This window comes from Paenibacillus sp. FSL P2-0322 (assembly GCF_037975315.1).
GTDB lineage: Bacteria > Bacillota > Bacilli > Paenibacillales > Paenibacillaceae > Paenibacillus > Paenibacillus polymyxa_B.
On record NZ_CP150243.1, the window covers coordinates 5,668,083 to 5,680,081 of the forward strand.

At 46.4% G+C, this 11,999-nt stretch carries 12 protein-coding genes; 1 reads left to right on the plus strand and 11 read right to left on the minus strand.

Annotated features, from left to right (window positions below; translation table 11 throughout):
• The first annotated feature begins 24 nt into the window (after positions 1-24).
• Positions 25-1,005, plus strand: a complete 981-nt coding sequence (locus MKY24_RS25095) for a DMT family transporter (RefSeq protein ID WP_226887718.1) — start codon at positions 25-27, stop codon at positions 1,003-1,005.
• Between the two features lie 118 nt (positions 1,006-1,123).
• Here the strand turns inward: MKY24_RS25095 and MKY24_RS25100 are convergent, their stop codons facing one another.
• The 11 genes from MKY24_RS25100 to MKY24_RS25150 all read right to left on the minus strand — a co-directional run bounded on the left by MKY24_RS25100 (position 1,124) and on the right by MKY24_RS25150 (position 11,960).
• A complete protein-coding gene (locus tag MKY24_RS25100) occupies positions 1,124-3,112 on the minus strand; it encodes a methyl-accepting chemotaxis protein (protein ID WP_053326316.1) in 1,989 nt (662 codons plus the stop codon).
• A 154-nt stretch (positions 3,113-3,266) separates the two neighbouring features.
• Positions 3,267-3,674 (minus strand): DoxX family protein, encoded by a 408-nt coding sequence (locus MKY24_RS25105; protein WP_023990805.1) that lies wholly within the window; start codon positions 3,672-3,674, stop codon positions 3,267-3,269.
• A gap of 117 nt (positions 3,675-3,791) precedes the next feature.
• A complete protein-coding gene (locus tag MKY24_RS25110) occupies positions 3,792-4,652 on the minus strand; it encodes a M56 family metallopeptidase (protein WP_023990806.1) in 861 nt (286 codons plus the stop codon).
• 3 nt (positions 4,653-4,655) lie between these two features.
• Entirely contained in the window at positions 4,656-5,069 is a 414-nt protein-coding gene (locus MKY24_RS25115) for a BlaI/MecI/CopY family transcriptional regulator (protein ID WP_023990807.1), read from the minus strand.
• Between the two features lie 10 nt (positions 5,070-5,079).
• Positions 5,080-5,205: a hypothetical protein gene (locus tag MKY24_RS25120; protein WP_256703601.1), complete on the minus strand. Its 126-nt coding sequence runs from the start codon at positions 5,203-5,205 to the stop codon at positions 5,080-5,082.
• 10 nt (positions 5,206-5,215) lie between these two features.
• Positions 5,216-6,055 carry a response regulator transcription factor gene (locus MKY24_RS25125; RefSeq protein ID WP_339201088.1) on the minus strand — a complete coding sequence of 280 codons (840 nt, stop codon included), beginning with the start codon at positions 6,053-6,055 and terminating at the stop codon, positions 5,216-5,218.
• Positions 6,031-6,426 (minus strand): transcriptional repressor, encoded by a 396-nt coding sequence (locus MKY24_RS25130; protein WP_023990809.1) that lies wholly within the window; start codon positions 6,424-6,426, stop codon positions 6,031-6,033. Before MKY24_RS25130 ends, MKY24_RS25125 begins: the two co-directional genes overlap by 25 nt.
• Before the next feature lie 403 nt (positions 6,427-6,829).
• Positions 6,830-7,975, minus strand: a complete 1,146-nt coding sequence (locus MKY24_RS25135) for an endospore germination permease (RefSeq protein WP_069080097.1) — start codon at positions 7,973-7,975, stop codon at positions 6,830-6,832.
• Complete coding sequence (locus tag MKY24_RS25140; protein ID WP_068938994.1) at positions 7,972-9,081, minus strand: GerAB/ArcD/ProY family transporter; 1,110 nt, start codon at positions 9,079-9,081, stop codon at positions 7,972-7,974. Before MKY24_RS25140 ends, MKY24_RS25135 begins: the two co-directional genes overlap by 4 nt.
• A 25-nt stretch (positions 9,082-9,106) precedes the next feature.
• Positions 9,107-10,348: a Ger(x)C family spore germination protein gene (locus tag MKY24_RS25145; RefSeq protein ID WP_226887719.1), complete on the minus strand. Its 1,242-nt coding sequence runs from the start codon at positions 10,346-10,348 to the stop codon at positions 9,107-9,109.
• The gene (locus tag MKY24_RS25150; RefSeq protein ID WP_069080096.1) at positions 10,326-11,960 is read right to left on the minus strand and encodes a spore germination protein; all 1,635 of its coding nucleotides are present in this window, start codon (positions 11,958-11,960) and stop codon (positions 10,326-10,328) included. Before MKY24_RS25150 ends, MKY24_RS25145 begins: the two co-directional genes overlap by 23 nt.
• Positions 11,961-11,999 lie beyond the last annotated feature (39 nt).

Below are 11,999 nucleotides of genomic sequence, written 5' to 3' on the forward strand. Positions count from 1 at the left end.
GGCAAGGAGGAGCTTTTGTACACCATGAACAGACAAATCATGACCGGATCTTTATTATGCCTAATCGCCAGTATGTCCTGGGGGGCGATGTTTCCGGTTTCGCACATTGCATTACAACATATCAATCCACTGTACTTTTCATTTTTGCGCTATTTATCGGTTACACTCATTTTAGTCGTGCTATTGTGGCTCAAAGAGGGACGGACTGCATTTCGCTTTGAGGGCAAGGGTAAGACGTTGTTATTCTTCGGGACCATGGGATTCACCATTTATAATATGGCCGTTTTCCAGGGGCAGCACGCGATGGGGGCAGCAGGTACTCTCGTAGCCTCTATAATGGAAGTTCTAATGCCGATGATTTCCATTGCGATGGTGTGGATCATGACCCGTAAAATGCCTCCGAAATATACACTAATCAGCATGGTGATTGCGCTGGCTGGGGCTTTACTAGTGATCACGAACGGAAAATGGACCTTTTTCACGCTTGCCGGACAACATTTACTGCCGCTGCTGCTTATTTTCGTAGGCGTCGTCGGATGGGTCGTATATTCCATGGGAGGCAGCCATTTTGCAGGATGGTCTACTCTTCGGTATTCAACTCTAACCTGCCTGCTCGGAACTCTCGTCTCCTTCGTAGTCGTCACATTTGCCTCTGCGTTCAACTGGATTGTGGTACCGGACTGGCAGGCTGTGTGGTCAGTTAAATACGAAATGAGCTTTATGATCCTGCTTCCAGGGCTAGCCGCCCTGCTTAGCTGGAATGCCGGAATCCGAAAGCTGTCTCCACTGAACGGAATTCTATTTATTAACTTTGTACCGATTACCACGCTGGTACTCATGTACTTCCAAGGTTATGCTATTAGCCGTTTTGAACTATATGGTACAGTGTTAGTCATTTTCGCACTGATTCTGAACAATATGTTTCAGAGAAGTTCGCTGCGTCCTTCCGACAGCTCACGGGATGTCCGTTTCCGTCTGGATCGCCGCAAGTCCTTCCAACGTTAACTTCTAACCCTGCAAACCAAAAATTTGCTAAAAACATTAAAAAAGCGCCTGGATACAGAGTACAATCTCCTGTATCCGGGCGCTTTTTATCATTTCAGGATTTTGCGAAATCCTCATTTTAAGATTTTCCTTCAACCTGAAAACGTCCAACCAGTTCGCGCAATTCCTCTGCCATTTGGCTCAGGTCCGCTGTAGATGAAGCAATTTCCTCTATAGAAGCGAGCTGTTGCTCAGCTGCCGCTGAGATCGACTCGGTGTTGCTCGCTGCCTCGTCCGAAATGTGGGAGATATCGCTCATAATATCTACGACACCTACAGTCCCCCGTGCCATTTCCTGAGTCACTCCGGTAATGTCATTGATATGCTCCATAGCTCGTTCCACGGCCTGGCTGATTTCCGCAAAGGATTGCTCAGACGTGGTTACCGAATCAATGCCTTCCGTCACCCGTGTCCGCGCTTGATGCATAGCACCCAGAGCATGATTCATATCCACCTGCATCGCTTCAATGCGCTCCGAGATCAAGGTAGCCGATTTGGCGGATTCCTCAGCTAGCTTACGCACCTCCGTAGCGACCACGGCAAATCCCTTACCATGATCCCCAGCGCGTGCGGCCTCAATGGACGCATTCAGAGCTAACAGATTGGTCTGTTTAGCGATACCGGATATAACGCTGATAATATTCACGATTTCACCGGAGCGCTCATTCAGGGAGTCCATGGCTTGTCCGAGATCGTTAACGGTCTCGTCGATGTCATGCATCTTCTGTACAGCCTGCGTAGCAGCCTTGCTACCCTCCTGAGCCGACTCGGCGTTCATCTTCACATGTTCAGATACGCCCACCATACGCTCGGATACGTTCGCTGCTTGCTGAGCAAGCTCCTCCATATGTACAGAGCCGTGCTTGACGCTCTGCACCTGACGTTCGCTGCCCACAGCTACTTCCTGGATAGCAATGGTGACATGCTCAATCGCTTGGGTCGTCTGATCTGCACCCGCAGCCAGCTCCTCCGCTGAAGAACTTACCCGATCTGTCGTTTCGTGTACGCTTCGAATCATCGTGCGCAAACTATCGACCATAGTTTGGAAGTGAGAAGACAATTCGCCTACCTCATCCGTTTTTCCAGTTTCCAAATCGCCCGTCAAATCTCCTTCACTGATTCGTTCTGCTGATTTTTGCAGCTTACGAATCGGTACCAGAACAGAACGGGTGATCAGGAAAATCGCGATAAGCGCAATCACCAATGAGGCAGCCAACACAAAAATGGTTACATAACGTATGGCAGCGGTGGCATCGCTAATCTCGGATTGATAGAAGGTACCTGCTATTTTCCAGCCGGTATCTTTATTCGTTACATAGTTCAGGTACTTCTCTTGGCCTTCATACACATATGTATACTGCCCGCTCTGCGCAGCATACATATCATTTATAAAGCTTGCATCAAGAGATGTACCCGGCTTAGCCGTAGGGTGGACTACAAATTTTTTCGTATGATCCAAAATGATGATATACCCCTCCTGGCCGACTTTGATGGAGGCCAGTTTGCGTACACTTTCCAGATTTAGAGAAATCCCGATAACCCCGGACTGGTCGGAAAGCGTCTGAGATACCACCACAACAGGAATACCCGATGAATTGATGATAACAGGGGTGATCGCTACCTTACCGGGTTGCTTCATCGCTTCGATGTACCATGGCCGTGTGCGAGGATCAAATGTCCCTTCGTCCTCCTTGGGCACCCCCCGAATCATCAGCCCGTCCGGTGTTCCAACAAAAATATCCGTCGCATCTTCGTGCAAGCCCTTGTATTGAATCAGTTTGGGCTGAATCAATGGGCTGTTTCGACCATCTATCATTGAGGCGTCCAGACGCTCCGCCAAATACTTCGCATCTTTAATTTTACTGGCGATTGCGTATTCAATAATCGAGTTAGCCGTCGCTACACCCTGATTTGCACTGCTGTAGAGCTGTTTTTCCATAGCATTATATGATGATTTATAGGTCGCAATGGAAATACTTAAGCTCGGAATCAGCAAAACAAGCAAAAAGCCTAAACTTAGCTTGTTCCTGAGTGTCCATATAGTTTTTCTCTTTCGCGTTGTTCCCATGTTTTTTCCCCTTTGCTCATAAAACGATATATTTGAATTACATTCAGTGTTAGTTATATCGGTTGAAAGTAACAAATGATTTACAATAAAATTTCACAAAGGAGAAAAACAAAAACCGCGCCCTATGAGACTAAGGACGCGGTTATATGAACATTTAGACCTGTACGTTACTGTTTTCAGCCTTTTTACGGCCAAATAACTGATCCACTGCCAGAAAACGTCCACCGACGAGCGCTTGCTGAAGGCTGGTGAACAGAATCAGCAGATCAAATTCAATCGAGCCAAAAGGCTGTCCTTTTTTAGCGGTTAGCAATACACCAATCATAACAATGGTCAATGCCGCTCCAGCCACTCGTGTTCCGATACCCAGAACCAGTGCAATTCCTCCAACCAGCTCAACCGTAGCGACCACAGGGGCCATCCAACCAGGGAGTCCGATACTTTGGAAGAAGCCAGAGGTTCCGTCTAATCCCTGAAACTTTTGTGCACCGTGAACGATAAAAATAACCCCTGTAAAGATTCGTACCAATAACAATCCAATATTCATAAGCGTTTGATTCATTTGCTCATCTCCTTTTAAGTTGTATAAAAATCCTGTAACAAACTACATAATGTAGTGTATTGTACATCGAGAATCAGGAGCGCGAAAAGCGCCACCCGTAGGAAACATCTTATCCAACTAGATTAGCGCCAGTGCGAACATAAGTGTCAGCATCACTAGCACATAGCTGGAAAACATAATCGAACGCCAAGGCATTTGAATGACAGGTTCTTGCTGAGGGTCTAAAATACGTGAGATACGATAATTAATGGACGTTTCTGCAAACGAGGAACAAGCGGCGGAGTTTACCAGGCGAGTATTGGCAGGCGTCATACTCAGAAGCTTGAGCAATGCGCTCCCAATCCCAACTGGTGAACCGGCTCGATGAATCGCTTCGTTATCAGCCAAAATTTCACGGGCCGTCTTATAATGATTGGTAATGTGACGCAGAACCGGCAAGTAAAATAGCTGTTTAGCACACACTTGCAGCAACCAGGTCTTCAACGGATCATAATGTTTCATATGATAGGCTTCATGGTATATGACCGCTTCTTCCTCGTGCTTGTCCAGTACGGACAATAGTGCAGAGGACAATACAATACGTGGCTTCCATAATCCCATGGTGAAGGCGGCTGGCTTAGGATAATCAATGACCCATATCCGATCGGTCCCGAGTTCACGATATCGCTCACCCAGTGCTTCGGTCAGCGGCAGGTCACGCATTCGGTGCAGTCTGCGAAAAGCTGCCCTGGTAGCCATACACTGTCTGACTGCTTCTCCTCCGGCGATAGTGAAGGTAACGAGAACCAGCCCGCTGAGCGCATCCACCATGTAGCCGATTCCGTAGTGCTGCAACAAGCTTCTGCATATTTGAAACACGTTATAATTCAATTTCCAGCCGAAAACATGCTGCCCGGCGTACATACCCATCTGTATAAGGGCGAAACCCGAAATCAAGGCGCCTGCTGTAAACAGTAATTTAGAACGTGTTTTCCACATCGTCTACATATCCTTTTTCCATTGTTTAATTTTTTGTTCCAGACGTTCGATCAACTTCGGATCGGCCACCTCCAGAGCATCAATCATATGATTGACAGCAAGCGGACCAAATTCATCAACCAATTCGTGACTCAGTCCCTTGGATTGCTCATCCATGAACTCATCCCTGCTTAATACTGGACGATATAAAGACGTTCTCCCACGTATACTCTTACTCAGTATTCCCTTTTCCACTAAACGGTTCATCACGGTCATTACCGTATTGAAGTTAAAGTCCCGATCCCCCTCCAACGCGGTCTGCACTTCTTTGATACTCCGATCCGAAGTGGACCATAAAATATCCATAATTTTGGCTTCCAGAGGTCCGAAAAATCGGTTAAGCCCGGTTTCGCCAGCTTTAAAATTCAGTCGTTTCATAAGAAGCACCTCACACTACCGATTGTAGTGTATATATCCGGATAAAGTCAACCGTCACACCTAATGTCAGTTTCTTCATGGAATCATATACAAACCGCCGAATGTCTCCATCCGGCGGAAATTCATCGGTATTCATAGCTTTTAGTTCAATCTGCCAATCTGTATCCTACACCTCTTACGGTTGCAATATATTCAGGTTCCGCAGGTCGATCATCCAGCTTCTTGCGCAAACTTTTGACATGCACATCTACAACGTTGCTGCCGCCTACAAAATCCGTCTCCCAGATATCGTGCATCATTTGCTCGCGGGAGATCACTTTGCCTTGAGCATCAATCAGCTTCAGCAGCAAATCGTATTCTGTTTTAGTCAGATTCAATTGACTCTCTTCTTTATATACCAGCATTTTATCTCGGTCAATCCAGATGTCCTTGAATACCGTACGACGGCTGGCTTGCGCTACCTGACGGGAAGCAGCAGGATGGCGTACAATCATCCGTTCAATGTCATGCACCATATGATTGGAAGCCAGCGGCCACACCAGCACCTCTTCTGAAGGAAGCAGCTCATGCGCATGTACAGACACCCGATCCTGAACCACATACATAACCGGTGTGTCTTTCAAGTGTTCTACCTCGAGACGATTGCGGATATCCAGTAATTCACTCTGTGGTTCGGTGGCGGTCAAATCGTAAATCAACAAATCGCTTCCCAGATGACGCTGGACTTCAGGCTCCCAGCGATGAAAAACCATCACATCAAAACACGCATCTGACAACGTACGCACCAACCCATGAACTACACCCGGTACCGAACTGATCAGAATGATACGACGTGTAGTCGGACAATGCAAAGGCTCATTGGAGGGAACGGTCTGCACCGTAGGTGTAGAGGGAGCTGCTAACATCGATGTCCAACTGCCCTTCACCCGTCTAGGCATGTCAGCCACTTTGAAACGATTCGTTATCTGATTCGCTTGCTTTGACATTCCTTACACACTCCTCCGAATACGACATGGGCATGGGCAATATTATACCCCGTTTCATGCGCAACCGTGTCAATCCAATCATGTGGGACTTCACTCATTACTTCATCTACTCGGCCGCATACCTGACAAATAATATGCTGATGATCGTCCATCCGTCCATCATAACGACTAGCAGCTTCCCCCAGCTTCAATTCACGGATTAATTCCTTATCCGTCAAATAACGTAGGGAATTATATACTGTTCCATAGGCCAGATTATATCCGCGCTCCATCAACCGATTCATAACATCAGCCGCAGTAGGATGATCGTGGGCTTCACGAACCACATCATATACCGCTTGGCGCTGCGAAGTTAAATTTAAAGTTCTCATACCGCATCTCCCTTAACCAACGCAGATTATATTAATTACAAAATTACAATCACAATAAAGATCAATTTAGAATAAGTATAAATCTTAATTTATTTCAAGTCAATGGGATCGGATAAATTGAACGGCTTTGCAACACAATGTATACATGGTACATCTCAGCCCATACACATTGGAGGAATATTTTATGAAAATACTGTGGATATTCATTCTCTTTATGATGCTTATGCTCGGCACCAATCTGCTAGTGAACTGGCTATTCGGTACTCATACCCCGTGGGAGCCCATGGCATTGGCTTTTAGTTCTATGCGGCCATCCGAATATATCGTCTTGGCAGGAATGCTGCTCGTATTCTTTGTAACCGTGGCAAAAAAACAAATTGAGTACGGATTTCGCTTCCTTTTTTCACGATGGTCCCGTTTTCTGAAAGTTTCCGCTTCTTCCTCGGGTTCTAACTCTGCTTCGATGCAAAAGAGCCGCCAAAAAGAGCAGCAAGGGAAAGATGTAAACAAATAACGGATGAATATAAATAAACGATAATCGGCCAAAAGCAAGGTGCTCAATCATGCTGGGTGTTTGTACCTGTGACCACAGTAAGACAATGATCCCGACAAAAAGTAGTGTTTTCCGGTAGGGGAGGTTAAAAATATCGGAGATCCCGAGCACCGCAGCATAGAAGAACAGGGCAATTTTAAAAAAATCGCCGATAATCATCGTCATCAGAACAATCACATCCAGACGCTGTAAATATTCTGAAAACTGTACATTCCCAAATGTGCTGAGTAAAGGAAAGATGGAGCGCTGTGCAATGTCAGTGCCCATAACAGCCACATTTAGTATTGCGGCTTCAGCTAAAACGAGACCACCTACGATAATGCCCGCATAGCCTGTTCTGGCCATCTGCGACGTTTTTTCCAAATGGGGCACGAACATCATAAAACAAATCATTTCTGCGTATGGAAATGCCAAATGTTCCCTAATGGCTGAATGAAGCACAGATTTAAAGCCATGCTCCATCACCGGCGTCAGCTCATGCAAATGAATGCTGTCCGATAAAATCAACAGTACATTCCCCACAAAAATGACGGTCACCACTGCAATAAGCATTATTTGTCCTGTTCGAGCTAATACTTCAAATCCTAACCAAAGGACATACATTACGCACAAAACCATAAGGAAGGCAACGACCAGGTTGGGCGTTTGCTCCAGTACGGAAATACGAATCAGCTCTGTCTCATCGCGCAAATTCCCACCTGTTAGAAATAAAAAAAACAAAATATATAATACTCCCATGACTGTTCCACATGTATGACCGACCAATTCTCTAGCATAGGTTGTGAGAGGCTTACCAGGGAACGTTTCAGCTGTGTAGCAGTACATTCGGAACAATACCATACCCAGAATCATAGCAACGAGTTGAATAATCCATGTGTCCCGCTGCATATAACTATCCATATTAATGGTGACTGCGTTCCCAATCAGAAAATGAAACATAAGAATGAGCAGTTGTCCGGTGCTGATGTATGTTTTGTTTTCAAGACGATGACTCACGAGGCATACCCCTTTCTTTTTTTGTTGCGGATCTTTTTCAGCCATGACACCATAAGCAACAAGAAAGGAAAAAACACAGCAAATACCGGAAACATCCATTTCAGTACAAACTCGCCTGTTGCAAGATGTTCTTGATAACCTTGGGTCATCAACACGCAAGAAACAAGCATGATAAGCCCAAACGGCAGGATCAGTTTATGGTACGAAACACGCAATACATCTTCAGCAGCCTTAACCGCTGCATAATAGAAAATAAAAATTTTAAAAAAATCAAAAATAATGACAGTCATGACCCCAATTACATCCACTCTATCGACGAAATCTGATATTTCGACCTTGCTGATCATAGAAAGCAGCGGGTAAGTGGCCCGTTTGAATACGTCCTCCCCAAGCACAACCACATTTGACAGTGTAACAAAAGACAGGATTGCGCCTCCCAACAATACAGCGGTGACCCCAACCCCGTTGGCACGGTAGCTTTTCTTTAATGTGGGAAGGATCATCGCAAACGTGACCATCTCACCGTATGGCAACATCAAGGCTTGTGAATAAACAACCTCCCATATCGGCTGCCAGCCATGCTGGGCAATAGGAAATATATTGCTCATATGAACAATACCTGACAATAAAATCATGATATTCGTAGCGCAGCCCAACAGCAGCAGCAAGAATAACAGCATAAGTCCCGTCCGGCCTGCGACCTCAATTCCCAAATGCATCACATACATGACAAGACCAATCATCAGGACACAGACGATAGTTAACGGCGTATGCTGTAATGTCCGATCGGCAATCAGTATTCCAGTATCTCGAAGATCGCGTGCTCCGCCGTAAAGAAAAAACACAATATATAAAAAGGCAAGCACGCTCCCAGCAGTTTTGCCTAGGAGCACCTTGCAGTACTGTGTCATGAGCAGGTCGGGAAAGTGGCGGTGAAGGCTGCCGTAGCATAGAAAAAGTAGGGCTCCCAAACCTGTGGCGATAAGAATAGCAATCCACGCATCCTTGCCCGCATCTCTTCCGGGAATAGACATCATGGACGTCCCCAACTCAAACAGCATCATCAGGGAAATCATCTCTTTTGCGTCGATTTGTATCTTTTTCAATGCCTTCCCTCCTTTCCCGATTTCACTAATTGGACTCTCCCTTCGAATAAGGGTTAGTCCGTGACTGTGTATGCTTCAGTACCGAAGTCACCTGAACACGAACGGTGCTTTCTGCAAAATAGCGGTTCCATTCAGGTGAGAGTTTTTTCCACTGTTCAGGATGGCTTTTCTCCAGTGCATGGCCTAGGCCGAGTACATCACTACGGCTACGCTGAACCTCCTTAACCGTTGAAGTAATCACTTTTTTTGTTTCCTCTCCCCACTGTTTCTGCAAGCTATACATAACCTCTGGACTTTTTAAGTCAATCGAGCACTCGGCTTCCTGAATCGTCCCGGTCTGCTCCAAATTAATAACAAAAACCGGCTTCCCTTGCTCGATCAGACTGTGTACATGGGTTTTAGAATACAAGGTTTCGATTCCAATGATTTCACCTTTTTTGCCGCAGCTCAACGCGGTTTCAGCACTTTTCACCTTGTTATTCACCATAGATAGTCCCAACGCTTGGTCATCGTCCAGCCATTGGATGAGACGATCCTTCTGGAACACTCCCATACCCTTGATGCTAACAATCGCTTCGGGCAAAATACTATCCACGTTAGCCTTAAGGTGGGCCTGCTCCAAATTACCTTCTACTTCTACACCAGTAAGGACAGGGCCACTACCTTTATTGGACATACTCCGGATAACATCGTCTAGACTCACTGCGTAATCCCCGGCGTACATACGCTGGGACGCTTCCAGCTTACCCGAGATATCATTAGCAGGAATACGACCGATGGCGGTCATGGATGCCAGTACGTTCTTGGCCGTTTCACCGCGTGCTACCAGCATTTTCATCGTTAGTCGGGGCTCCGCAGCCCTTTCCAAATAATCCAACGTATCCCCGATACCACGTCGAGCCAGCTTTTCTCCAAAAACGACAATCCTCGCATGGGCCAGAGAAACTACCCGCGGAATCTTCTGTGAAGCTTTGCGAATTACTTGAAAAAGGTTGCTTCCCTTTTGCTGATACAGCACGACTGGGGTATTTCCTCGGGCCTTAGCCCCGGCAATTTCATCCGCTACGATAATCTGTAGGGAAACCTCATAATCCGATTCCCCATCCGCATCAATGCCTATAGCCGCGACTACTGCCCGCTGGTTCAACTCCACTGAATCCCAGCAGCCAGAGAGAAGCGGCATGACTAGTAGCCCCACCAAACTCAGCACCCATATTCTCCATTTAAAGGTTACTGCGCTTCGTTCACTCCCCTTCTCCAGATACACCCTGAGCGCCCCCCTCCCGCATCGGTGAAGTTTTATCGGAAGGGGAAATCCCGCTTCCATCCTTCATTCGTGTCTGATTCGTTGATGTAATACTTTTAGGACGTTTCCGCATCATCCAAAACGGCATTCGCAATACGGCATCCTTTTGACTCTCCAGCACAAAAGGACTGAAAGGGGCCATGTAGGGCACCCCAAAGGAGCGAAGGCTGTTCATATGAGCGATCAGCGCAATGAGCCCCAATGTAATGCCATACAGTCCCATAAATGCAGCCAGCACCATAAAAACAAACCGGAACAGTCTCCCGGCTACCGCCATGTTATATGTCGGAATCGCGTAGCTGGCAATCCCCGTCAGCGCTACTACAATCGTGAGCAGCGGAGTGACAATTCCAGCCTCCACAGCCGCTTGTCCCAATACAAGCGCACCGATAACGGATACCGTTTGTCCGCCCACACGGGGCATTCGAATACCTGCTTCTCGCAAGATTTCAAAGGTGATTTCCAGAATAAACGCCTCCAGAAATGCCGGAAAAGGAACGGATTCCCGCTGCGCTAGTATGCTGATGAGCAGTGGGGTTGGTATCATTTCATAATGATAAGTGGTTAAAGCGATGTAGAGAGAAGGCCCCAAAATCAGAATAATAAAGCTGATATATCGGATGAGTCGGACGACAGTCGCCATGTCGTAACGTTCCGAATAATCGGAAGAACTTTGAAAAAATTGAGCAAATACAGTAGGCATCACCAGTACAAATGGATTTCCATCCACAATGAGTGCCACCCGACCCTCCATAATGTTGCTGCTAATTGTATCTGGTCTTTCTGAGTTGTAAATTGTCGGAAATGGTGTGAGATTTTGATCCTGTATCATCTCTTCTACCATGCCTGACTCAAATATGGCGTCAATATTGATGGCTTTTATCCGTTCGCGAACTTCATCTACAACACTTGAATCTGCAATATTCTTCATATATAGTATGGCCACATTCGTGAGGGACGTACTTCCCACTTTGAACATCTCCATCGTAAGATCGGAGCTTTTAATCCGCCGACGTACAAGAGAGATGTTCGTGAACAGGGATTCCACAAATCCGTCCTTCGGCCCCTGGACGACAGACTGTGTGGAGGGCTCGTTAACCGCCCGCGTCTCTCCTCCACGTGTGCCGCATGCGATGGTTTTTATACAGCCTTCCAGTAAAATGATCGTATCTCCCATCAAGAGTTGTTCCATCATGGAATTCCAATCATCGCACTCCTTCACTTCACCCAGTTCCAGCGCGTGAGCCTGTATTTGATTGTAAAGCTCTTCTGCACTTTCCACCTCAGCAGCCACCTCGGCAGATGGGCGGCTAAGCAATGATTTCATGACGAGTTCATTCACCGTATCCGTCTTGACCATACTATCTAGAAATACAATAGCGGCGGGCACATCCGCCTTTAGTCCGACATTAAAACGACGAATCAAGAAGTCTGGGCTGTTTGACGTCGACTCCTTAATTTGCTGCAAGTTGGTATCCACATGAGCCTCGATCTTTAAAGAACGTGAAGAATTTTCATTATTCTTGTCCGCACCCGACTTTTTATTATGTTTGCGATAGGGATAGCGAATCATGAGCAAACCTCATCTCCAGTAAGGCAGCAATAGATACCG